Origin of the sequence: Muriicola sp. SD30 (assembly GCF_041205185.1) — a bacterium.
Classification (GTDB): domain Bacteria; phylum Bacteroidota; class Bacteroidia; order Flavobacteriales; family Flavobacteriaceae; genus Muriicola.
Window position 1 is genome coordinate 518,567 of record NZ_JBGEWB010000002.1, and the last position, 22,299, is coordinate 540,865.

Genomic DNA, 22,299 nt, shown 5'->3' on the forward strand with positions numbered 1-22,299 from the left:
ATATATGATACTTTAAATAGTTAGATCGTTTTCGATCTTCAATTCAAATCCATCTTTCATTAATTTAGAAATGATCAACAGGAAAAGAGCGAAAGTTAGCAACGGCACTCTTGCCCCTAAATTCTCACCGAAAATGTGCCCAAAGTTGTAAGAAGTGAATACCTCATTTTCAATAGAATTGGAAATACCACTAACAACCCCAATAATAAATTTCAATATAGAATAGTAAATAAAAGCCCATCCGATAGTATTAAATGCTTTTCCATTTTCTTGGCTAAAAAATACATTTGCTTGGATCCGCTTGATGCTTTTAGCAAAATTGAATAAATGGAATAGAATGTATATTGTTATTATAGCATTGACCAATGCAATAATCAAGGTTAGATTTATATCAAAATCACGATCAGAAAATAGAACTAAATCATGAGTATACCTTGCTAGTACACTTAGATATTCAATGAACTTAATGGCAGCTCCCAAAATCCAGACTAGACAAAGTGCATATAAAACTTTAAATAATGTTTTCATAATAATTATTGTTTAACAATAACAAATATAAAAAAATTATTGAAAAACAATAAAAAAATATTTAATTACAATAAATTATTTTGTGGTTAGAGTAATAAGATACCAATCCTTCCCATCGGATTGGTATTTTTTTATGACCTTAAATCCGATGGCAAGGTGAGCATCCAAAGAGCGGGTATTACGCCCGTCAACCTCAGTGACGATCAAATTATATTCAGTTCCAACTGCTTCTTTCATTGATTTGTATAGTCCCCTGAAAACCCCTTTTCCACGATAGTCCTTGTCAATGCAGATTTGCCCCATAACAAGAAAGGATTCGTTGCCATATTGAGTTTCAATTTCCTTAAACATGGAAAACAGTATTGGAATCTTATCCTTAAAATCGGGATGCATACAAAGGGCATAACCAATAACACGGTCTCCATCCTTTGCGATAATATGCGGACAGACATCGTTCATCTTCTTAAGTAGCTCAAAACTGTGCTTTACCGTTAAAAAACCTTCACGCTGCTTTAATTCCTCCGACAGTTGTTCAGGCAAGTTCTGCCGCTGTAACTCCAGGATATCCCTAAGTTCTTTCTCAGTGCTGGCCCGACCATATTCTACAGACATTGTTTTGAATATTTGAGTTTTGTGAGATACATTTTCAGAATTCTTTTAATCATCTAAATGCTACCTTTGTCTTATGGCTGATTTTCCGAATAAATTACGGCAAAAATTAGAGCAAAGAAAGAAGGAAGATACTTTTCGAGAGCTTTTACCGGGTAGTAATCTCGTGGATTTTGTATCTAACGACTATCTGGGCCTTGCAAGGGACAAGTCGATTTTTAAGGCCGCCACCGATCTACTCGAATCCCGTGATTTTATCGGGAACGGTTCTACCGGCTCGAGACTTCTATCCGGTAATAATCAGCTTTTTGAAGAAACCGAAAAGTTACTTGCTGCCTATTACGGGGAGGAAGCTGCACTTATTTTTAATTCGGGATACGATGCAAATCTGGGCTTATTCTCATCCGTACCCCAACGTGGAGATCTTATTTTATACGATGAATATATCCACGCCAGTATGCGCGATGGAATTCGAATGGGCCTGGCCAGGAGTGTTAAATTTAAACACAATGATCTCAAACACCTAAGGGCTCTGCTTCAGAACCTTAGAAAAAATATTTCACCGGATGCTCAATGTTATGTAGTGACTGAAGCTGTATTTTCAATGGACGGAGATCAACCCAATCTAGAAGCCCTAATATCGCTCTGCCGTGAATTCCATTGCCAACTTATTATAGATGAAGCTCATGGCATAAGGGGAATAGACAAAACACCAACAGAATTAGAAAGCAAAAAAAACGCTACCCAGGGTATTTTTACCCGTATTGTCACTTTTGGTAAGGCAGCGGGAGTTCAGGGATCTGCCATCCTGGGCAGCAGGGAGTTAAGGACGTATCTGCTTAATTTTGCCAGAAGTTTTATCTATACCACGGCCTTGCCTCCTATGACTATTGCCTCAATACTACACACCTATCAGCAATTCGATTCGAAAGAGATTCTGGAGCGAAAGTCAAAACTCCGATCCCACATCGATCTTTTCCACAAGGAAATTGAGAAACTTAGTTTAAAGGATCTTTTTATACCAAGTAACTCGGCCATTCATTCCTGCATAATCCCAGGGAATAAAAGGGTTAAGAGAGTTGCACAAACCCTCAGTAAAAAGGGGTTTGATGTCCGACCTATATTAGCCCCTACCGTACCTGAAGGAAAGGAAAGGATCAGAATTTGCCTGCATAGTTTTAACACAGAAGAAGAAATCAAAGAAGTATTAAGTATATTGGCTTATGCAATCAACGAAAAAACCCACACCTGAAAAATTTTATACCCTGGGGGCCTTTGAATTCCCGGCAGATGTTCAGGTGATTAAGGGCCGACTTGAAGCTGAGGGGATTTATGTTTTTTTAAGGGATGAAAACTTCCTTAATACAGACCCTTTGGTGAGTCAGGCCATCGGGGGCGTAAAACTTCAGGTCTATACCAGGGACAAAGACAAGGCTATTGAGATTTACGATGAATACCGGCGCTATGCCCAGGACGATGAGGGAAATCCTATTGTCTGTCCGAATTGCAAAGCAGAGCGTTCAGAAGTACACTACTTGCGAAAAGGCTTCCTCAATAAGCTCTTTCCGTTTTTTGAAAAGAAAAAGTACAAGTGCCTCTCCTGCGGAATGATCACCCAACCCTAATAAACAGTGAAAAGGATATTTGTAACAGGAATTTCAACTGAAGTTGGAAAGACCATTGCTTCCGCTATCATTGTCGAAGCCCTGGAAGCCGATTACTGGAAACCTATACAGGCTGGTGATCTTCAGTACTCTGATAGCGACAAAGTTGGAAAGCTGATCAGCAATACAAAAACAGTAATACACAAAAACAGTTATGCCCTCACATCTCCTATGAGTCCGCATGCTGCTGCCGATATTGATGGGATTCAAATCAGGAAGGACAGCATAGAAGAGCCTTTGACCGACAATCATCTGGTCATCGAAGGAGCAGGAGGGATCCTGGTGCCAATAAATGATAACGAAACCATCCTGGACCTGATTAAACCCGGGTACAAGGTCATTGTCGTTTCAAGGCATTACTTAGGAAGCATCAACCATTCCCTTCTTACGATTGAAACTCTTAAAACCAGGGGACTCGAAGTATTTGTGATTTTTAGTGGGGAGGAACACCCAACCACAGAAAATATTATTCTATCCAAAACGGGAGTATCATTTATTGGACGAATTTCAGAGGAAGAATCCTTCAACAAGCAGGTCATAAAAAAGTACGCCGACGAATTCAGAAGCCAGCTAAGGGCTATTTAAACGGGTAAAAATCTCAGCCCTGCCTGAAGTTCCCACAAGTTGATAATGCTCCGAAAGGTAGGATCTCACATATTGATCTTCAGCTACATATTCCTTGTCGAAAACCGATTTGTCTTTTCTGGTTATCACCGTTTTGGGCTGCAAAGAATCCAGCAGGTATTCAAGTTCTGCAAGTGCATTTTTTCTGGGATTTTTGTAATAAGGATAAAGGGCAGGCCTGCAAATATTACTGGGATGCGTGGCCGCCTTAGTCGGTGGAGTGGCATCGAGTAGCCAATATCCGATATGGTATTCAAAAAACAACACCTCCTTTTCACTGAGGTTGTTTTTCTTAATAAAATCCGGCACTGTAAACCCTTCCCCATTAAAAAAAGTACCGTGGGCAACTTTATTTTTAATGACATTCACATATTCCATATAACTTTCTACAGGTAATAAAAGAATAAGTCCAAGGACTAGCGGGTATAATTCTGACCGACTTTTAAAAGCTTTATGTAAGGCAATTCCAAGCAATATCAGTAACATGGGATACAACTGCATGAGGTAGTGCCCGTTTACCCTGCCGATTTTTAGAAAGGAAATCACCACTCCGGCGATCACAACGATAAGTAACTGGACATTGGGAACATTGAAATCTATCCATCGTCTTTTCCAGCTGAAAAATCCAAATAACAGCAGAATGACACATAGTGGGAGGACATTGAAAACAGAGCTCTGCTGATCGCTGGAATAGGCCAGAGGAGCGAGTATAACCGAATTAAACCAAACTTCAGGAATATCTGAAACTAAGTATGGGATAAAGGTACTTGCCATTACTAAAATAATGCCCCCGGCAATCAAACTCACCTTGTAAATTCCTGAGGGAATTTGTTTTTCAAGGACCGACTTTAACAGCAGCAATAGTACGATTCCCAGGACGCTGTAAGCAAGATTGAGTTTCATCATCAGAGAAATTCCTATCAGAATCCCTGCGGTAAAATACCATTTGTAATTCCTGTGCTTCATCAGAAGATAAAGTCCGGGAATAAAAAACAGCATACTCAGATGTTCAGACATCACTCCCTGAACGCTCCCGAAAAGGCTAAGCAGGTAAACACATCCAATGGCAGACCAGAATCCTGTTTTTGTGCTATGCACTTCTCTCCCGATTTTAAAAGTATACCACCCAATACAGGCCACAGCAAGTGCGCCGATCAATCGGATTGCTATAAAACTTTTACCAAAGAGGTATATGATCGCCGCGAAAAAAAGGAATACCATGGGGGGTTTTAGGTCCCATAAATGGGTATATGGCAGCTGTCCGTCAACCCAGGATTGCGCCATAAGAATAAAAGTACTTTCATCGCGGTCTATATAATCCCGGAAAAAAAAGGGGAGCCTGAGAAGGACAGAGAGAAAAGCTAAGCCCAGAAATACCTTCCCATTTTTTAATTTATCGTACTTAGGTATAAGAGATGTTATAACTTTGTGCGGCATAACTTTCGGGATCTTCCCCCAATGCAAGATAGATAATTAGATGTTGCCCAAAAATTTTAACCTTGGAGAAACTTACAGATCGAGATAAAAGATACCTCTGGCATCCCTTAACACAACACAAAACCCAAAGGGAAATGCTCGGGATCAAAAAGGCAAACGGGGCTATTCTCATCGACGAAGACGGGAATGAATACATAGATGCAATTTCCTCCTGGTATACGGCTATGTATGGCCATTGTAACCCTGCCATCACGGAAGCTGTAGCGATGCAGATGCAGCAGCTCGATCAGGTCATTTTCAGTGGTCTGACGCACGAACCGGCCATTGCCCTTTCTGAAGCCCTGATGGAGGTACTCCCTGCAAACCAGGAAAAACTCTTCTTTTCTGACAATGGCTCAACAGCAGTTGAAATTGGCATTAAAATGGCCCTTCAATACTTTTACAACAAAGGCCAGAAGCGATCTATTATGCTGGCTTTTGAGGAAGGTTTTCACGGAGATACTTTTGGGGCGATGTCCGTATCCGGACTTTCATCGTATAACGGGCCTTTTGAGGAACATTTTATACAGGTAGAGCGCATTCCGGTCCCCACTGAAGACACTATAGATGAAATTTTGTCCGGGCTTGAAAGTCGGCTCCAACAAGAGAATATTGCCGGCTTTGTTTATGAACCCCTGGTACAGGGTGCTGCCGCCATGAAGATGCACAGTGCCGAAGATCTTAGTCGGATCCTGAGCTTATTGAAATCGAAAGGAGTACTTACCATTGCAGATGAAGTAATGACGGGCTTTGGAAAGACAGGGACTTATTTTGCTTCGGATCAGGTAAGGATCAAACCTGATATAATTTGTCTCTCCAAGGCGCTAACGGCCGGTTTGCTCCCTATGGCCATAACTAGTTGTACAAAAGAAATTTACAATGCCTTTTATGACGATGAGATTAGGAAGGGGTTCTTCCACGGCCATACCTATACTGCAAATCCACTGGCCTGTACGGCAGCCTTATCGGCTCTCAAATTATTACAATCGGCGGAGATTCAGGAGAATATCAGATGGATCACAGACCGGCATCAGCAATTTGATAAAGAGGTTAAAAACCATCCAAGAATATCGGCGACCAGGCAGAAAGGGGTTATTTACGCCCTGGATCTCAAGATTGAAACACCGAGATACGGAAGTCTGCGAGATCGATTGTACGAATATTTTATGGAGAGGGGGGTTTATTTAAGACCCTTAGGCAAGACGATTTACCTACTGCCTCCATATATTATCAGTGATGTTCAGCTCAACAAAGTTTATAGTGCTGTTAGGGGAGCACTTGAACTCGACTTATAAATTGATTAGATGATGAAATTCCGGTAAGGAAATTTACAGGATTCATTAAGTCAGAAATAGTAAGAACCCTTATTTTAGCCCCTCGTATGAAGTCACTAAGTGCCCCGATTTCTCTTGTTGCCATTGAATCCCTTTCTGCACTTGGAAGTGGGGAAGAACAAGTATGGTCATCTTATCTTTCCGGGAAGCACGCCCTGAAAAATCGAATCTATGATGGTGCTGGTACCCCGGTGGCGCCCTTATCTGAAGGAAATAGACGAAAACTGGAGGAATTAAGGGGATCAGAGTCCCGGTACAAGCAATTAGACGACACAGTGCTCTTCGCTATGCATGTTGCCAGACTGGCGGTTAGGTCGGCATCATGGACAGGAGAAAAGGCCATAGGAATCAATATAGGATCCTCCAGGGGCGCTACTGGTCTGTTTGAATCCAGGCATAAAGAGTTTATCTCAACGGGCAGGACAAACCCTACTACTTCCCCAACAACAACCCTGGGAAATATTTCTTCATGGATAGCCCATGATCTTAAGACCACGGGTCCTGAAATATCCCACTCGATAACCTGTTCTACAGCTTTACATGCAGTCTTGAATGGGATTGCATGGCTACAAAGTGGTATGGCTGATCGATTTCTGGTAGGAGGAAGTGAAGCGCCACTTACTCCTTTTACGCTTGCACAGATGAAGGCCCTTAAAATCTATTCGGAGGAAACAGATACCTATCCTTGCAGGGCCCTCGATCTGGATAAAAATTCGAATAGCATGGTCCTGGGTGAAGGAGCTGCTGTGGCTTGTGTGCAGAAGGGGGTTACACCCCAAAGTCTGGCCATTATCGAAGGCGTTGGATATGCCACTGAAATTCTGGAGCATCCGGTTTCTATTTCAACAGAAGCCGATTGTTTTCAGAAATCCATGGCTATGGCTCTTGGTGATTTAGCTGTTTCGGAAGTAGATGCTATCGTCATGCACGCGCCGGGAACAATTCAGGGAGATTTGTCAGAATACAGGGCGGTACAAAAGGTATTCGGGAATTCCCTGCCTCTGCTTACCTCTAACAAATGGCAAACAGGGCACACTTTTGGGGCATCGGGGATGCTGAGTATGGAATTGGCTGTACTCATGTTGCGGAATCAGGTTTTTATTCCTGTTCCGTATTCCGGAGAAATTCCCGGAGCAAAAAAGCTTCAAAGAATTCTTGTGAACGCAGTAGGCTTTGGAGGAAACGCGGTAAGCGTGCTGTTAAGGCACCCTCAGCCATGAGCAGATGATATAATAATCGGGGAATAGCATCGCTATTTCACAAGATTCTCTATTTTTGAGAACGACAGAAAATGATATAATGAAAGATTTAAGACATAATTGGACAAGGGAAGAGGTTCTCAAAATATACGAGCTACCGATGATGGAATTGCTTTACAGGGCGGCTAGTGTTCATCGGGAATTTCATGATCCCAACAAAGTTCAGGTCTCAACATTATTGTCGATTAAGACCGGAGGCTGTCCTGAAGATTGCGGCTATTGTCCGCAGGCAGCGCGATATCACACAGATATTGAAGGCAATGATCTTATGAGTGTTTCTCAGGTAAAAGCCCAGGCCCTGAGAGCCAAAGCTTCAGGGAGTTCAAGAGTTTGCATGGGGGCAGCCTGGAGAAATGTTAAGGATGGGCCGGAGTTTGAACAGGTTTTGGAAATGGTACGTACCATAAACAAACTCGATATGGAAGTTTGCTGTACCCTGGGAATGCTTACGGAAAATCAGGCTAAACGATTAGCCGAGGCCGGTTTGTATGCATACAACCACAATCTCGATACTTCAGAAGACTACTACAAAGATGTTATTTCTACAAGGGCTTTTGAAGACAGGCTACAGACCATAGAAAATGTCAGGAAAAGTAATGTAACGGTTTGTAGTGGGGGTATTATTGGAATGGGGGAAAAACTCGAGGACCGGGCAGGAATGCTGGTCGCTCTTGCCACCCTTGATCCCCAGCCTGAATCGGTTCCTATTAATGCTTTAGTAGCTGTGGAAGGTACACCTATGGAGGAGATGGAACCTGTCTCAATCTGGGATATGATAAGAATGGTTGCAACAACCCGAATCGTGATGCCAAAAACCCAGGTACGACTATCAGCGGGAAGAACGGGAATGAGTAAAGAAGGCCAGGCAATGTGTTTCTTTGCAGGGGCGAATTCTATTTTTGCCGGAGACAAATTATTAACCACTCCCAATCCGGACGTGAATGAGGACATGGAAATGTTTCAACTATTGGGGTTGGAACCCCAGCATGCTTTTGAAAAAATGCCACAACCCAAAACGGTAGAACAGAACGAATCTCAGTTTGAGGCGAAAGGTGAAAAACCAAAGTGGACCAGGCCCGGCCATCAGATTGAACGCAATGAGATGGCGAAGCAAAAAGCAAAGTCCCGTTAATATTGGGCTTTACTTCTTTGTAATTTACCCCTTGTAAATGGACGAATAAATCCGGTTTCTTACCTTTACTTTATCGAATAATCAGGCTTGTATTGAAATTAACAGAGATACCCAGGGTTAAAACATTGACCAAGGAACAGTTCCTGAAGGACTATTTGCGGCCTCAGAAACCTGTCGTCATTGAGAATTACATCCATGACTGGCCTGCGTATTCCAAATGGAATTTTGATTATATCCGTGAAGTAGCTGGGGATAAAACAGTTCCTCTTTACGACAACAGACCCGTTGACCATAAGGAGGGATTTAACCAGCCACATGCGACCATGAAGATGAGGGACTACGTCGACCTTCTTCTTAAGGAACCCACAAAATACAGGATCTTCCTTTGGAATGTAATCAAGGAAGTGCCTGAACTGCAGAAAGATTTCATATATCCTGATTTTGGCATTCCGGTGATGAAAGGGCTACCGATGTTGTTTTTTGGCGGCAGGGATTCTTACACTTTTATGCATTACGACATCGACCTGGCCAATATCTTTCACTTCCACTTTGCCGGGGAAAAAGAATGTATTCTCTTTCCTCAAAGTGAGAGTAAGTTTTTATATAAAGTGCCCCATTCCCTGATTACTCATGAGTCGATCGATTTTTCAAATCCCGATTTTGACAAATGGCCAGCCCTTAAACACGCCTCCGGGTTTAGGACTAATCTGAGTCACGGCGAAGTCCTGTACATGCCTGAAGGGTACTGGCATTATATGAAGTATAATACACCGGGATTTTCAATGAGCTTAAGGTCGGTCGCCAGGAATCCACTGCACCTCAGCAAAGCTTTTTACAATGTACTCTTTATGAGATATTTTGATAATGGCATGCGGAAATGGAGAGGTAAGAAATGGATAGACTGGAAGAATAAAAAGGCAATAGAACGCACCGAAAAGTACCTGCAGTAAATAAGTAGATTGTATTGATTATCTACTGTCGATAAGTCGATCGAGCTGCTCGTATACCAGATGTCTTTCCCAACCCCTGTACAATAAGTAATCTGAGAGTTTCTTTTTTTGTTGCCAGTGATCCAGGCCTTTTAGCTGATCGAGTCTCTTTCTGGCCAATTTCTCCAAAGCTCTGGAATACTGGGGTCCTTCCAGTTCCTTCAGGGCAATTTTGATAATAGTAGGAGAGATATTTCTTTTTTTTAGTTCAAGGCTGATCCTGATCCGCCCCCAGTTTTTTATTCTGAACTTTCCTCTTGCAAAGGCTGTGGCAAAGCGCTCTTCGTTCAGGTAATTTTCTGAAATAAGGTGTCCCATGATCTGGTCAATGGCCTGAGGTATCATGTGCATTTCCCTGAGTTTTTGCAATACTTCCTTGTGGCACCTGTCCTGATAGGCACAATAGTGTTCCATTTTTCGGGTGGCTTCTGAAAGCGTGTAGGCCTTTCTTTTCAGCATGTATCAAAGGTAGTAAAACAAAAAAAGCGGCTTCTGCTGAAGCCGCTTTTTAGATAATTTCTTTCCCATCTTTATCTTTAAAATGGTACTCGAGGTAGGTGTATGCATCCCTTGGCTGGATTTTGATCCACTTTCTGTGTTCCAAAAACCACTTGGACCTTATCGAGGGAAAACCTTTTGTTAAATACGCCGCAATAAAAGGATGTGTATTAAGCACAATTCCTTTGTCTTTTTGGGCATTCTTTAAAAGATGTTCCAGATCCGAATTGATTTTTTCAATCAATACAATGGGAGCTTCTACCTCCTGATTACTACCACTGGGATTTGCCTCAGTGGTCTTGATATTTACTTCCGGCCTTACCCTTTGTCTGGTTATCTGAACCAGGCCAAACTTACTGGGGGGCAGGATTTTATGCTTAGCGCGGTCGTCCTTCATTTCATTTCTGAGATGATCGAACAGTTTTTTTCTATGATCGGATTTTACCATATCGATGAAATCGACAACGATAATTCCTCCCATATCCCGCAGGCGTAATTGCCGGGCTATTTCAGTAGCCGCCAGCATATTAACCTCCAGCGCGGTATCTTCCTGATTGTTGGCTTTATTAGACCGGTTACCGCTATTGACATCAATAACGTGTAAGGCCTCAGTGTGTTCAATTACCAGATAGGCACCTTTGCTCATAGACGCCGTGCGTCCGAAAGAGGTTTTAATTTGTCTTTCAATCCCGAATTTTTCAAAAATGGGGACTGACGAACTGTACAACTTAACAATGGATTCTTTATCAGGTGCAATCTCATGCACATAATCCTTCAGTTGGGTATAAAGCGTTTCATCATCTACATGGATACCTGTGAAGGTATCGTTAAAAACGTCCCTTAAAATGGAAGAGGCTCTGTTCACCTCTACAAGAACTTTAGATGGGGTGCGCGCTTTATACAATTTCTTACACATTGCTGTCCATTTGTCCAGCAAGTTTTGAAGATCCTTGTCTAGTTCCGCGACTTTTTTGCCTTCTGCAACGGTTCTGATTATAACTCCAAATCCTTTGGGCTTAATACTTTTTACCAGTCTTTTCAGCCTGTCTTTTTCCTCATTACTCTCTATTTTCTGAGAAACCGATACTCGGTCGGAAAAGGGGACCATAACCAAATAGCGTCCGGCTATTGATAGCTCGGAACTAATTCGGGGTCCTTTAGTGGATATGGGTTCTTTTACGATCTGAACCAAAAGAGATTGATTTGCTTTTACCACATGATTTATGGTTCCGTGCTTATCAATATCTTTTTCAAATGGAAAATTTTTAAGGGAATAATCTCTGAGTTTCCCGGTACTCACTTTTTTTACAAACTTCAACATCGATGCCAGCTGAGGTCCGAGATCATGATAATGCAAAAAAGCATCCTTTTCATAACCTACGTTTACAAAAGCGGCATTCAGACCCGTTACCGGTTTTCTGATCTTAGCGAGGAGAATATCTCCCACATTAAAATTATGATCGTTTTCGTCTTTGTGAAGTTCAATGAGTTTTCCATCTTTTAGTAAGGCAAAATCGACGGCAACAGAATTTGATCTTACGATTAATTCTCTATTCACCTGAATCAATTTATATCCCGCATCCTGCGGGATGGATTAAACATTAGTTGTTACAGGTTGTGTTAACCCGTCGAAATCCTTTTGAGAATTTCTATGTCAATGAACGTATTAAAACGAAAAAGTAGTTATTGCAACTACTTCTTCTTGTGGCGGTTGGCTCTTCTGCGTTTTTTTCGCTTGTGAGTAGCCACCTTGTGTCTTTTTCTTTTCTTACCACTCGGCATAAAACTCTGCTTTAATTTCGGTTATTATTTTACTTCAACGTTACTCTTTACCCCTTCAACAAAAACCTTTGCGGGTTTAAATGCCGGAATGTTGTGAGCAGGTATTTTGATCGTTGTGTTTTTAGAAATATTTCTACCTGTTTTTTCTGCGCGTGTTTTGATAATAAAACTGCCAAATCCTCTCAGGTACACATTGTCTCCATTTTCGAGCGATGATTTAACTTCCTCCATAAATGTTTCCACAGTGGCTTGAACATCTCCTTTTTCAATTCCCAGTTTCTCTGAGATCTTAGATACGATATCTGCTTTCGTCATGTTTATGTTTACTTAATCTGTTATTTTTCAGGCTTGCAAATATATAAATATTATTCATTCTTTTCTCCTAATAAACTAATTTTAAGTCTTTAAAAGCTTACTTTTGCTCACTTCTTCGGTATGACCATTTTTTCCAAAACTATTCTAAACTGGTATTCAAAAAATAAAAGGGAACTTCCCTGGAGGCAAACCAGGGATCCATACAGAATCTGGCTATCGGAGGTGATTCTCCAGCAAACACGGGTAGCACAGGGGTTGCCCTATTACGAAAAATTCATCGCACAATATCCCAATATTTTTGAACTGGCAAAAGCCGATGAGCAGGAAGTTCTCCGCTTATGGCAGGGATTGGGATACTATTCGAGAGCCCGCAATATGCATCTTGCCGCCAAAACGGTGGTTGAAGAATATAAGGGTGAATTCCCCTCTTCGTATGACCAGATTATAAAACTCAAAGGTATCGGGGATTATACTGCCAGTGCCATCGCCTCCATATGCTTCGGAGCACCCACCCCGGTAGTGGATGGGAATGTTTACAGGGTTTTATCCCGTTATTTCGGGATAGATCTTCCCATAAACAGTTCGGAAGGAATTAGATATTTTAAAAACCTGGCCCTGGAAGTCATGGATGAAGAAGAGATCGCCAATTACAACCAGGCCATTATGGAGTTCGGTGCCATTCAATGCAAACCTCAGAGTCCTGATTGTCCCAGCTGCCCATTAAATAAAAAATGTCTTGCCTTGCAAGAGAACAGAATTTCTGAGCTTCCGGTAAAACTTAAAAAGGGGAAAGTGCGAATTCGGCATTTTAATTACCTCGTTTATATTGATAACCAAGGGAATACCCTCCTGAACAAACGGCTGGGTAAGGGGATATGGCAGCACTTATATGAATTTCCACTAATTGAATCAGATCGATTACTCGAACCTGAGGAAGTTTACAATTCCCTTACAGAAGAGGATAAGAGCCCCAATGAGATTGTGTTGTGGCGAAAAGACCCGGTTATTCATAAATTATCTCATCAGCATTTGATTACCAGGTTTTTAATTGTGGAGATGAAAGAGGAATTGATCAATGGAATACCTCTTGAAAATACGGAGGATTATCCTACTCCTGTCCTAGTCTCTGAATTCCTCGATACATTTAAAAATTTGTACTTTTGAACTAAATTAGAGACATGAGCGGAACATTAAATAAAGTAATGCTGATAGGGCACCTGGGAGATGAGGTAAAACTTCATTATTTTGAAGGAGGAAATTGTATTGGGAGGTTTCCTATAGCTACCAACGAATCCTATACCAATAAACAAACAGGAGAGAGAGTAACAACCACAGAGTGGCATAATATTGTGGTGCGCAACAAGGCTGCCGAAATTTGCGAAAAGTACCTCAATAAAGGTGATAAAATCTATGTGGAAGGACGACTGAAAACCAGGCAATGGCAGGGTGAAGATGGGGTAACTAAATACACAACCGAAATTCATGTTCAGGATTTTACTTTTCTAACCAGCAAACAGGAGAGCATGTCCGGAGAGCAGCAAACAGCATCTAAAAAAACCACTGGTACTGCAAAGGCACCTCAGGCACAAAAGCCTGAACCCACCGGGACCATGGCATCTTCCGAACCGGAGGACGACCTCCCTTTTTGATCTTATAATTAACTGAAATACGCGTGGATCCTGAGCCCTTTGAAGTTCTTTTTGGTGTTACAGCTTACGACAATCTCATTGTATTTAAGATCATTTTTCTATTTATTTTACTCGGCTGCTCTGCACTGATATCTGGGGCAGAGGTCGCTTTTTTCAGTCTTTCAATTACTGAGCTGAAGGATATTCAGGAAAAGAATACGGCCCCTGGTAATATCGTAGTAAAACTACTCGAAAGGCCCAAAAAGTTATTAGCTACCATCCTGATTGCCAATAATGCCATCAATATTGGTATCGTTTTGTTGTTCAGTGATATCGGGGATACGCTTTTTTCCTCCATCACCTATCAATTTATGGGGGTGATTTCGATCCGCTTTTTACTCGAAGTTGTAGTCGCTACATTCCTTATTCTGATGTTCGGTGAAATCCTGCCAAAAATCTATGCCAATCGCAACAGGCAACAGTTTTCTCACCTTATGGCCTATCCCCTCAGGGTGCTCGATTTCCTCCTAACGCCATTGAGCAGCCCTATGAGATCTGCTACGATCTATCTGTACAACAAATTCGGGAAACAAAAATCAAATCTGAGCGTAGACCATTTATCACAGGCTCTCGAATTAACTTCAGAAGGTGACACTACCAAGGAAGAGCAGAAGATTCTGGAAGGGATCGTGTCCTTTGGGAATACCGATACAAAACAGGTAATGAGACCCAGAATCGACATTTTCGCCCTTAGGGAAGATATGAAGTTTACCGAGGTACTCGAAGAGATTAAAAAACATGGATACTCGAGGATTCCTGTGTTTTCAGATAATATTGACAAGGTTATCGGTGTACTTTATGTTAAAGACCTTCTGCCGTATATCGAACGAAAACAGTTTGCCTGGATATCCCTGATCAGAGAGCCCTATTTTGTTCCTGAAAACAAGAAGCTAGACGATTTACTGCTCGAATTTCAGGAGAAAAAGATACATCTTGCCGTGGTGGTAGACGAATATGGGGGTACCTCCGGAATTGTTACCCTCGAAGATATCATTGAAGAAATAGTAGGTGACATCAGCGATGAGTTTGACGACGAAGACCTTATTTTTTCCAAACTGGACGAATTCAACTATGTTTTTGATGGGAAAACCACCCTGAAAGATTTTTATCGCGTAGCGAAAATTACAGATGAAAACGAATTTGAAGAGCAAAAAGGAGAGTCTGAGACAATAGCCGGCTTTGTACTGGAGATAGCCGGCAGCTTTCCAAAGAGAGGCGAATTGATTGAATTCAATAACTATCAGTTTGTGGTGGAAAGCCTGGACAGGAAGAGACTAATACAGATAAAAATAACCCTGCCAAATGAATTATAGATCTATAGGACTATTATTGTGTTGTGTTTTTATCCTGAATTCGTGCCAGGATGAGGTGCTCCCCAAACCCAAGGCTCAACTTCGTCTTGAGTACCCTGCCGGCGAATCGAAGATTGTACAAACTTCGGCCTATAGTTTTCAGTACAATAGCCTTGCCCGGATAAAAGACCTAAAATCTGCCTCATTTACCCTTGATTATCCAATCCTAAAAGGGGCTATTTATCTTACCTACAGACCAGTTGAGAATAATCTGGTGGAATTGGTAACGGATGCTCAGAAACTTTCGTATGAGCACGTAGTTAGAGCAGATAACATCCTGGAGCAACAATACATCGATGAAGATAATAGAGTGTATGGGATGTTTTACGAAGTAAAAGGAAATGCTGCTTCACAGGCGCAATTTTACGCAACTGACAGTACGCGGCACTTTCTCACAGGCTCACTGTATTTTTATGCCAAACCGAATTACGATTCTATCTATCCAGCCGCAGTCTACCTACAAAATGATGTACGCCATATCCTGGAAACCCTCAAATGGAAGTAACTGTAAAATTCTTTTGTAATGAACGGAGATCTGCTTCCTGCCTGTCATAAGATAATAGAGCCCTTTATCCACAGGACCCCTGTGCTCACTTCCAGGTTGATCAATAAAATCACTGGAGCGGAGGTGTTTTTCAAATGTGAAAATTTTCAGAGGATGGGGGCGTATAAGATGAGAGGTGCTACCCATGCACTGCTTAAGCTCTCTGATGCAGAAAGAAGCAAAGGGGTAGTAACCCATTCTTCCGGGAACTTTGCACAGGCTTTGGCCCTTGCTGCCCAAAGTATGGGAGTGAAGGCACATATCGTTATGCCAACTTCGGCCCCGGAAGTTAAAAAGAAGGGAGTGCTAGAGTACGGCGGTATCATTTATGAATGCGAACCCACGCTTGAAGCCAGAAATGCTACAGCACAGGAAATTCAGCAAAAGACCGGGGCGGCATTTTTACATCCATCAAATGATCCTGACGTCATATTAGGCCAGGGAACAGCCGCATATGAACTACTGCAGGATTATCCGAAACTCGACTTTATTTTCGTGCCTGTTGGAGGGGGTGGACTCATTGCCGGTTCTGCCCTGGCGGCCTCATATCTTGGGAATACATGTAAGGTAATTGGGACGGAACCTTTCGAGGTTGATGATGCCTATCGATCTTTAAAAAGTGGAAAGATCGAGACTAATAGAACCACCAATACCATTGCAGATGGACTAAAAACCCAATTGGGAAGCAATACACTTCCCGTGATATTAGAACATGTGGAAAAGATAATCAGGGTGGAGGAGCAGGAGATCATAGATGCAATGCGCCTCATTTGGGAGAGGATGAAAATAGTGGTTGAAGCTTCCAGTGCGGTAGCCCTCGCCGGACTCTTCAGGGAACGATCGGCCTTTAGAGGCAAGCAGCTTGGGGTGATTATTTCAGGAGGAAATGTAGATCTGTCGAACCTGCCTTTCTAGTCTTCAGACAGCAGATCTTCGGCCCGGGCAATACTACCATTAATATCTTCCTTAAGCTGATTTACCTTTATTTCTTCTTCCAAAAGCCATTTCTTTTTTTCTGCTGTAAGCTCTTTTCCGTTAAGGATCTCATCAGAATCAAAACGGGCACCAAAACCCTGCATCCAATCCATCATAGATTTATGAGATGCCTGAAGATCTTTCATTGCCGACATATACTCTTTACCGGTTTCGGTGGAATCGGCCATGGGTTTTAATTGGGCGACAAGTTTACTAATTGTACTCATTTTGGGCATTACTTCGTCATGTACTGCCATTACTTCTTCCATTTTAGATGTAGCCTCTGCTTTTTTAGGTTCTGTTTTGCATGAGACTACAATAAATAGGAGTGCTAAAAATGTAAGTGTGGATTTTATTGTCATTGTGCATTCTATTAATAGTATAAAATTACGAAAGAGAATCCTGACTTATCCAGGAAAATACTTCATTTTTGCGCAAAGTCTCAAAAGTTGAGTGACGTAAATCGCAAATGGGTCTACCTGATTGTTCTTTCCATAATATGGGGAACTTCGTATATACTTATTAAGAAGGGACTGGAAGGATTTACACCGATACAACTCGGCTCCGTTCGGATTGTGATTACTTCTGTAGTTCTTCTGACTATTGGGTATAGATCTCTTAGAAATATCTCAGGGAAAGAATGGTTTTGGGTAGCCCTCTCGGGGCTCTTTGGAAGCTTTATCCCTGTTTTTCTTTTTTCCTATGCTGAAACTGAGATCGACAGTAGTATTGCATCCATCCTGAATTCCCTGGTGCCTCTTTTTACTATTCTTATTGGCTTCTTTGCCTTTCGAATTTCATTTACCAGAAATCAGCTTACAGGGGTCCTCGTGGGTTTAATTGGGGCCATCCTGCTTATTTATATGGGTTCAAATATAAATCCTGGTAAAAATTACTGGTATGCCGGACTTGTAGTACTTGCAACCATACTATATGCCTGCAATGCCAATATTATCAAAAGTAAGTTACAGGAAGTTTCTGCCATGGGTATTGCAGTAGGAAATTTTGCCTTTATGATCATTCCTGCGACTGTCCTTATGATATTCTCAGGGGCACTTAGCAGTCCGGTAAGGGAAGGAGATTATTTTATTAGTTCTCTTGGGTATGTCATTGTGCTGAGTATATTGGGAACCTGTGTTGCCAAAGTGATGTTCAACAGACTCATCCAGATTTCCTCCCCTGTTTTTTCAGTCTCCGTCACTTATTTGATCCCTGTTGTGGGGATTTTCTGGGGATTGCTGGATGGAGAGCGTTTCAATATTTGGCAGGTAATGGCATCGGGAATCATCCTGCTGGGCGTCTATCTCGTCAACAAAAAAAGAAACGCATCCCATTCCTGAGATGCGTTTCATTGTGTAGATTGTCAATAATTATTCGAAATCTGCCTCTGTGACTGAAAAGTTGATAACAGCTTCAAGAAGCTTGGCTTCAATGGTCTGAGGTCCCAGATTGCTGGTCCTCATTACAGGAAACATTATCCCATCAAACTCCTGATAATCCGTTAATATACTTTCCTGATTCTGGGTTTGTCCATTCATGGAAGTTACGGAAGCTTCTTTCACCTTCAGTCCGGTTTCCACATTGTAATAGTATGTGGATTGTACAACCTTCCCGGGAACTTCAATTTTGATTACTTCTTTCCCGTCCATCATTTCCGTTCCTCCTATTTTGGCATCGGGGTTGGTCGCAATCTTTTGTTCAGGGAAGATCCCCATGGAATTCTTCATATCCTGTTGAAGATCCGGAGGGAGCGGCATTTTGTTGGCACCCTGCTTCATGTACAACTCATCCCCTTTTGCAATAACTCCCATCATTGGAGAATTGTTCATATAGGTGGTTTGAGAGTATTTATCTGCAGTTCTTTTCTCTTCGATCTTAATGGTAGCGCCCATCGCACTCCCTTCGTAGACCAGTTTCAGCGATTCTATTGCGGCTACATTTTCCTTCCCGCCAATGGCTTCAAAATACTTATCAATAACCGATTGTACTGTAACGCCTTCAGGAACACTGGCTTCATAATTCGGTTTTTCGGCCTCATTGGCGTACTTATCGAAATATTTAATTGGCACTGATTTCCCATTGAAAGCGACCTTTTCCAAATTTTCCAGAACTTCACTTCCTTTTCCTGCCACTACAACCCTTGCATTGTCAACAGAGAAGTATTTTCTTGCTGCCGCCTGTACATCCTCTATCGTGATAGCATTGATCCTTTCCAGGTACGTCTTGTAGAAGTCCTTTGGCAGATCTTCAGTTTCAATATTAAGGGCATATCTGGCAATTGTGGAAGGTCTTTCCAAAGCCATCACAAAGTTTCCTACGTATTTTGCCTTGGTGTTTTCCAATTCTTTGGCAGATACGGGTTCCTTCGCAATCATATCAATCTCTTTCAGCAATTCAACTACCGAACTGTCGGTTACCATATTTCTTACACTGGCTGAGGCGCTGAACCTGGAGGGAACGTATTTGTTATCTCCTATTCGTGAATAAGAACCGTAGGTATAGCCTTTATCCTCTCTTAAATTGAGAAACAACCTGGCTTCGCCACCTCCTCCGAGGATCTGGTTGGCTACAATGGCAGGCAGATAGTCAGCATCCTTCATCTTCAGGTCTACAAGATTCTGAACAGCGATTTCAGATTGTACGGCATTAGGAACATCCACAAAGTTGATCTGTGTATACTGAGCATCCATTGGTTTAGAAAAGGATAAAGAAGGAGGTGAAGCCTTTGTCCACGGAGTAAAGGCCTCGGTGACAAGTTCCTTTACTTCCTCAAAGTTCACATCCCCGATAACTACTAAATACGCATTGGCGGGTACAAAGTAATTCTCATAAAATCGATTTACATCTAACAGACTTACATTGTTAACCGTTTCCTCTGTTGTGAATTCTCCGTAAGGATGTGCCGTACCATAAGCCAGTGCCCTTTGCACTCTTCCTGCGATAGCTGAGACATCTTTTTCCTGGGTTTTAAGTCCGGTTATAAGCTTATCCTTTTCTTTATCAAATTCCTCCTGAGTAAAATTAGGGTTTATAGCGGCATCTGCCATCAACTCGAGTATCCTTGGAAAATACTTGGAGAGTGAGCTGGCAGAGGCACTCTGCGAACTAAAATTTATTCGTGCTCCCAGAAAATCGACTTCCTCGTTAAATTCGTCCTTTGGGATGGAAGTAGATCCGTTTCCAAGGAGAGCTCCTGTTAAACTGGAGACTCCGGCTTTGTCGCCTTCCAGGATAGGGGGGTTGTCCAGAGAGAGTTGAATAGAGACCCTTGGTAATTTATGATTTTCCACTACCAGGACTTTTAATCCATTGGCGAGTTCAAATCTCTGTGGGTCGTCCAGGTTGATCTCCGGAGCAGGTCCGGGTTCCGGCATTTTGGAACGGTCTATCTGCGCCTGTACTGATACCGTTATAAATGCAAATATCAGAGTATAAAATAATTTTTTCATCTTTCTAGTTATCTGTTTTGTCTTTGGGTAAATAATCGATCACTACACGTTGGTTGGGTTGGAGGTACTTTCCTGCAACTTCCCTGATTTCCTCACGGGTGATTGATCTGAAGATTTCAATCTCTTTGTTGATCAGGTTGGTGTCACCGTATAACATGTATGAAGTTGCAAGCGTACCGGCAATTCCTTCCACGCTTGAATTGGAATTGACAAACCTGTTCTCAAATTTATTCTGAAGTTTTTGGTAATCCTTCTCAGAGATCATCTCGGTTCTCACCTTTGCCACTTCTTCTTCCATTTCTGCGGCCAGAACTTCAAGAGGGGTCTCGCCAACCGGCAGTGCAAAAACAAGATACATCCCGTAATCTTCCTGCCCAATGTTAAATGCTCCTACCTGCAAAGCCTGTTTCTGATCGTCTACGATCTTTTTATACAGCTTGGAACTTTTTCCGTCACTCAGGTAGGTAGAGATCATATCCAGTACATAGGCATCCCTTTCGGCAAATCCAGGAGTACGATAAGCGACCATTATGGCAGGGATCTGGATATTCGCATCGTAAGCAGTTGCTTTAACTTCTTCTGTGATAGGTTCTTCCTTGGGATAGCTTCTTTCGATATCTTTTCCTCTTGGGATAGGCCCGAAGTAATCGGATATCATTTTCTTGGTAGCAGGAACGTCGATGTCCCCGGCTACTACAAGTACCGCATTGTTAGGTACATAATACTTCTTGTTATAAGCGATAACGTCTTCCAGAGTGGCTGCATCCAGATCTTCCATATAGCCTATATTCGGGTCCTTGTAGGGGTGTACTTTAAACAAGTTTTCACCTAGTACCGGCAAGAGTTGTCCGTAAGGGGAATTGTCATATCGAAGTCTTTTTTCTTCCTTCACCACTTCCTGCTGGGTGTCGATCCCTTCCTGGTTGATGATAGGATGAAGCATTCTTTCAGATTCCATCCACAAACCTAGTTCCAGGTTATTGCTTGGGAAAACTTCGTAATAATAAGTCCGGTCCTGAGAGGTATTGGCGTTATTTCTGCCTCCGTTCGAAGAAACGATCTCAAACCATTTCCCTCTCTCGATATTTTGTGTTCCTTCAAAAAGAAGGTGTTCAAATAAATGGGCAAAACCGGTCCGCCCTTCGGTTCTGTCTTTCCCGCCAACGTGGTACATTACCGATGTAGTAACTACTGGGGCAGTATTGTCCTGATGGAGGATAACGTGCAGGCCATTATCCAGGTCGTACTCCTCAAAAACCACTTCCTGGGCTCCGGCTGTCAGAACCATAAAAAGTAGGGCCACGAAGGGTACTGAAAATTTTCTTTTTCTCATGTGTTTTGTAATTAAATTAAATGAAGTGAGTCTATTGATGTAATTTTAGATGAGAGTATTAAGAACCTCAACTTTTACTTTCGTAAATATAAAAATTCCCATAGCTTTAACAAGAATTAACAGCGATATTAACGATAATTTCATACTTTGAGAGCATCACATTAACCAAAAAACCTATGATGAAAATTGCACTTCCCATTCGCTTTGGAATAGCCGCCAGCGGAAGCCTTATTGCATATTTCCTGATCCTGTCGCTTGTAGATCTGCATACAAATGTATTTTATAGTTTATTCAATGGAGTGATAACGGGTTTCGCTATTTATGAAGCGATCAAATATTTCAGGATCCAGGAGAAAGAGAAATTCACCTATGGAACAGGATTTAAGGCTGGACTCATAACCGGCTTTGTGGCTACCCTGATCTTTACTGTATTTTTTGCAATTTACTCAACAGAAATAGATCCCGAATTTCTTGAACATTTGTCTTCACAATGGTTCAGCAGGTTTGAGAGTTTTGAGGCAATAGTTTTCTTTACTGTGGCCATCATGGGATTTGCTACCACTATTGTCCTTACCCTGTCTTTTATGCAATTGTTTAAGTCTTCAAGAAACACCTAGGGGGATAACGCTTTTTTTGTGTTCAAATCTCTTGTGATTTATCAATTTAGCAGTATATTTGCACCCTCCTAAAAAGATTCCAAGAGATAATAGTTTGTCTGATGGATCAAATTAGGTTAATCATTTAATTA

At 41.8% G+C, this 22,299-nt stretch carries 23 protein-coding genes; 14 read left to right on the plus strand and 9 right to left on the minus strand.

From position 1 onward, the window contains the following. Window positions 1–12 precede the first annotated feature (12 nt). Together AB8P51_RS07390 and AB8P51_RS07395 are read right to left on the minus strand one after the other, a co-directional pair. The gene (locus AB8P51_RS07390; protein WP_369748153.1) at window positions 13–528 is read right to left on the minus strand and encodes a DUF2975 domain-containing protein; all 516 of its coding nucleotides are present in this window, start codon (window positions 526–528) and stop codon (window positions 13–15) included. A gap of 75 nt (window positions 529–603) precedes the next feature. Beyond that, window positions 604–1,140: an N-acetyltransferase family protein gene (locus tag AB8P51_RS07395; RefSeq protein ID WP_369748154.1), complete on the minus strand. Its 537-nt coding sequence runs from the start codon at window positions 1,138–1,140 to the stop codon at window positions 604–606. 73 nt (window positions 1,141–1,213) lie between these two features. On the opposite strand from AB8P51_RS07395, the gene AB8P51_RS07400 reads away from it, so the two are divergent. The 3 genes from AB8P51_RS07400 to bioD are packed head-to-tail and all read left to right on the plus strand — an operon-like array spanning window position 1,214 to window position 3,386. Beyond that, window positions 1,214–2,389 carry an aminotransferase class I/II-fold pyridoxal phosphate-dependent enzyme gene (locus tag AB8P51_RS07400; protein ID WP_369748155.1) on the plus strand — a complete coding sequence of 392 codons (1,176 nt, stop codon included), beginning with the start codon at window positions 1,214–1,216 and terminating at the stop codon, window positions 2,387–2,389. Beyond that, window positions 2,361–2,762, plus strand: a complete 402-nt coding sequence (locus tag AB8P51_RS07405) for a DUF2007 domain-containing protein (protein ID WP_369748156.1) — start codon at window positions 2,361–2,363, stop codon at window positions 2,760–2,762. Before AB8P51_RS07400 ends, AB8P51_RS07405 begins: the two co-directional genes overlap by 29 nt. A gap of 6 nt (window positions 2,763–2,768) precedes the next feature. Next, the gene (bioD, locus tag AB8P51_RS07410) at window positions 2,769–3,386 is read left to right on the plus strand and encodes a dethiobiotin synthase (RefSeq protein ID WP_369748157.1); all 618 of its coding nucleotides are present in this window, start codon (window positions 2,769–2,771) and stop codon (window positions 3,384–3,386) included. Here the strand turns inward: bioD and AB8P51_RS07415 are convergent. Continuing rightward, complete coding sequence (locus tag AB8P51_RS07415; RefSeq protein WP_369748158.1) at window positions 3,372–4,862, minus strand: ArnT family glycosyltransferase; 1,491 nt, start codon at window positions 4,860–4,862, stop codon at window positions 3,372–3,374. The two genes, bioD and AB8P51_RS07415, sit on opposite strands and share 15 nt — an antisense overlap. Before the next feature lie 62 nt (window positions 4,863–4,924). Here AB8P51_RS07415 and bioA point away from each other — a divergent pair, with 62 nt between their 5' ends. The 4 genes from bioA (at window position 4,925) to AB8P51_RS07435 (ending at window position 9,576) form a co-directional block, all read left to right on the plus strand. Continuing rightward, window positions 4,925–6,196 carry an adenosylmethionine--8-amino-7-oxononanoate transaminase gene (gene bioA / locus AB8P51_RS07420; protein ID WP_369748159.1) on the plus strand — a complete coding sequence of 424 codons (1,272 nt, stop codon included), beginning with the start codon at window positions 4,925–4,927 and terminating at the stop codon, window positions 6,194–6,196. Between the two features lie 86 nt (window positions 6,197–6,282). After that, the gene (locus AB8P51_RS07425; RefSeq protein ID WP_369748160.1) at window positions 6,283–7,455 is read left to right on the plus strand and encodes a beta-ketoacyl synthase N-terminal-like domain-containing protein; all 1,173 of its coding nucleotides are present in this window, start codon (window positions 6,283–6,285) and stop codon (window positions 7,453–7,455) included. Between the two features lie 79 nt (window positions 7,456–7,534). Next, window positions 7,535–8,626 carry a biotin synthase BioB gene (gene bioB, locus AB8P51_RS07430; RefSeq protein WP_369748161.1) on the plus strand — a complete coding sequence of 364 codons (1,092 nt, stop codon included), beginning with the start codon at window positions 7,535–7,537 and terminating at the stop codon, window positions 8,624–8,626. Window positions 8,627–8,718: 92 nt separating this feature from the next. Then, the gene (locus tag AB8P51_RS07435) at window positions 8,719–9,576 is read left to right on the plus strand and encodes a cupin-like domain-containing protein (RefSeq protein ID WP_369748162.1); all 858 of its coding nucleotides are present in this window, start codon (window positions 8,719–8,721) and stop codon (window positions 9,574–9,576) included. Window positions 9,577–9,594: 18 nt separating this feature from the next. Here the strand turns inward: AB8P51_RS07435 and AB8P51_RS07440 are convergent, their stop codons facing one another. The 3 genes from AB8P51_RS07440 to AB8P51_RS07450 form a co-directional block, all read right to left on the minus strand. Further along, on the minus strand, window positions 9,595–10,074 hold the full coding sequence (locus AB8P51_RS07440) for a regulatory protein RecX (protein WP_369748163.1): 480 nt from the start codon (window positions 10,072–10,074) through the stop codon (window positions 9,595–9,597). A 49-nt stretch (window positions 10,075–10,123) separates the two neighbouring features. After that, window positions 10,124–11,671, minus strand: coding sequence for an Rne/Rng family ribonuclease (locus AB8P51_RS07445; protein ID WP_369748164.1), 1,548 nt, complete (start codon window positions 11,669–11,671; stop codon window positions 10,124–10,126). Window positions 11,672–11,919: 248 nt separating this feature from the next. Next, on the minus strand, window positions 11,920–12,210 hold the full coding sequence (locus AB8P51_RS07450) for an HU family DNA-binding protein (protein WP_129606118.1): 291 nt from the start codon (window positions 12,208–12,210) through the stop codon (window positions 11,920–11,922). Between the two features lie 120 nt (window positions 12,211–12,330). Between AB8P51_RS07450 and mutY the strand changes: the two genes are divergently transcribed. Genes mutY through AB8P51_RS07475 form a run of 5 tightly spaced genes read left to right on the plus strand, consistent with a single transcriptional unit; the run spans window position 12,331 to window position 16,709 of the window. After that, on the plus strand, window positions 12,331–13,374 hold the full coding sequence (gene mutY / locus AB8P51_RS07455; RefSeq protein ID WP_369748165.1) for an A/G-specific adenine glycosylase: 1,044 nt from the start codon (window positions 12,331–12,333) through the stop codon (window positions 13,372–13,374). Between the two features lie 14 nt (window positions 13,375–13,388). Next, window positions 13,389–13,859, plus strand: coding sequence for a single-stranded DNA-binding protein (locus AB8P51_RS07460; protein WP_369748166.1), 471 nt, complete (start codon window positions 13,389–13,391; stop codon window positions 13,857–13,859). Window positions 13,860–13,882: 23 nt separating this feature from the next. Continuing rightward, window positions 13,883–15,211: a gliding motility-associated protein GldE gene (locus AB8P51_RS07465; protein ID WP_369748167.1), complete on the plus strand. Its 1,329-nt coding sequence runs from the start codon at window positions 13,883–13,885 to the stop codon at window positions 15,209–15,211. Then, window positions 15,201–15,755 (plus strand): gliding motility lipoprotein GldD, encoded by a 555-nt coding sequence (gene gldD / locus AB8P51_RS07470; protein ID WP_369748168.1) that lies wholly within the window; start codon window positions 15,201–15,203, stop codon window positions 15,753–15,755. Before AB8P51_RS07465 ends, gldD begins: the two co-directional genes overlap by 11 nt. 18 nt (window positions 15,756–15,773) lie before the next feature. Continuing rightward, a complete protein-coding gene (locus AB8P51_RS07475; RefSeq protein ID WP_369748169.1) occupies window positions 15,774–16,709 on the plus strand; it encodes a pyridoxal-phosphate dependent enzyme in 936 nt (311 codons plus the stop codon). Here AB8P51_RS07475 and AB8P51_RS07480 read toward each other — a convergent pair. Then, the gene (locus AB8P51_RS07480; protein WP_369748170.1) at window positions 16,706–17,131 is read right to left on the minus strand and encodes a hypothetical protein; all 426 of its coding nucleotides are present in this window, start codon (window positions 17,129–17,131) and stop codon (window positions 16,706–16,708) included. The two genes, AB8P51_RS07475 and AB8P51_RS07480, sit on opposite strands and share 4 nt — an antisense overlap. A gap of 87 nt (window positions 17,132–17,218) precedes the next feature. Here AB8P51_RS07480 and AB8P51_RS07485 point away from each other — a divergent pair, with 87 nt between their 5' ends. After that, window positions 17,219–18,109 carry a DMT family transporter gene (locus AB8P51_RS07485; RefSeq protein WP_369748171.1) on the plus strand — a complete coding sequence of 297 codons (891 nt, stop codon included), beginning with the start codon at window positions 17,219–17,221 and terminating at the stop codon, window positions 18,107–18,109. 30 nt (window positions 18,110–18,139) lie between these two features. Here the strand turns inward: AB8P51_RS07485 and AB8P51_RS07490 are convergent, their stop codons facing one another. Together AB8P51_RS07490 and AB8P51_RS07495 are read right to left on the minus strand one after the other, a co-directional pair. Beyond that, window positions 18,140–20,218 carry a M16 family metallopeptidase gene (locus AB8P51_RS07490; protein WP_369748172.1) on the minus strand — a complete coding sequence of 693 codons (2,079 nt, stop codon included), beginning with the start codon at window positions 20,216–20,218 and terminating at the stop codon, window positions 18,140–18,142. Window positions 20,219–20,222: 4 nt separating this feature from the next. After that, complete coding sequence (locus AB8P51_RS07495; protein WP_369748173.1) at window positions 20,223–21,551, minus strand: M16 family metallopeptidase; 1,329 nt, start codon at window positions 21,549–21,551, stop codon at window positions 20,223–20,225. 176 nt (window positions 21,552–21,727) lie between these two features. Here AB8P51_RS07495 and AB8P51_RS07500 point away from each other — a divergent pair, with 176 nt between their 5' ends. Next, window positions 21,728–22,168 carry a DUF4199 domain-containing protein gene (locus tag AB8P51_RS07500; protein WP_369748174.1) on the plus strand — a complete coding sequence of 147 codons (441 nt, stop codon included), beginning with the start codon at window positions 21,728–21,730 and terminating at the stop codon, window positions 22,166–22,168. The last annotated feature ends 131 nt before the right edge of the window (window positions 22,169–22,299 follow it).

Excerpts from the sequence above, each read along its gene's own strand:
- AB8P51_RS07390 (WP_369748153.1), bottom strand. The coding sequence starts at position 528 with ATGAAAACATTATTTAAAGTTTTATATGCACTTTGTCTAGTCTGGATT.
- AB8P51_RS07395 (WP_369748154.1), bottom strand. The coding sequence starts at position 1,140 with ATGTCTGTAGAATATGGTCGGGCCAGCACTGAGAAAGAACTTAGGGAT.
- AB8P51_RS07400 (WP_369748155.1), top strand. The coding sequence starts at position 1,214 with ATGGCTGATTTTCCGAATAAATTACGGCAAAAATTAGAGCAAAGAAAG.
- AB8P51_RS07405 (WP_369748156.1), top strand. The coding sequence starts at position 2,361 with ATGCAATCAACGAAAAAACCCACACCTGAAAAATTTTATACCCTGGGG.
- AB8P51_RS07415 (WP_369748158.1), bottom strand. The coding sequence starts at position 4,862 with ATGCCGCACAAAGTTATAACATCTCTTATACCTAAGTACGATAAATTA.
- AB8P51_RS07425 (WP_369748160.1), top strand. The coding sequence starts at position 6,283 with ATGAAGTCACTAAGTGCCCCGATTTCTCTTGTTGCCATTGAATCCCTT.
- bioB (WP_369748161.1), top strand. The coding sequence starts at position 7,535 with ATGAAAGATTTAAGACATAATTGGACAAGGGAAGAGGTTCTCAAAATA.
- AB8P51_RS07440 (WP_369748163.1), bottom strand. The coding sequence starts at position 10,074 with ATGCTGAAAAGAAAGGCCTACACGCTTTCAGAAGCCACCCGAAAAATG.
- AB8P51_RS07450 (WP_129606118.1), bottom strand. The coding sequence starts at position 12,210 with ATGACGAAAGCAGATATCGTATCTAAGATCTCAGAGAAACTGGGAATT.
- mutY (WP_369748165.1), top strand. The coding sequence starts at position 12,331 with ATGACCATTTTTTCCAAAACTATTCTAAACTGGTATTCAAAAAATAAA.
- AB8P51_RS07460 (WP_369748166.1), top strand. The coding sequence starts at position 13,389 with ATGAGCGGAACATTAAATAAAGTAATGCTGATAGGGCACCTGGGAGAT.
- gldD (WP_369748168.1), top strand. The coding sequence starts at position 15,201 with ATGAATTATAGATCTATAGGACTATTATTGTGTTGTGTTTTTATCCTG.
- AB8P51_RS07475 (WP_369748169.1), top strand. The coding sequence starts at position 15,774 with ATGAACGGAGATCTGCTTCCTGCCTGTCATAAGATAATAGAGCCCTTT.
- AB8P51_RS07480 (WP_369748170.1), bottom strand. The coding sequence starts at position 17,131 with ATGACAATAAAATCCACACTTACATTTTTAGCACTCCTATTTATTGTA.
- AB8P51_RS07490 (WP_369748172.1), bottom strand. The coding sequence starts at position 20,218 with ATGAAAAAATTATTTTATACTCTGATATTTGCATTTATAACGGTATCA.
- AB8P51_RS07495 (WP_369748173.1), bottom strand. The coding sequence starts at position 21,551 with ATGAGAAAAAGAAAATTTTCAGTACCCTTCGTGGCCCTACTTTTTATG.
- AB8P51_RS07500 (WP_369748174.1), top strand. The coding sequence starts at position 21,728 with ATGATGAAAATTGCACTTCCCATTCGCTTTGGAATAGCCGCCAGCGGA.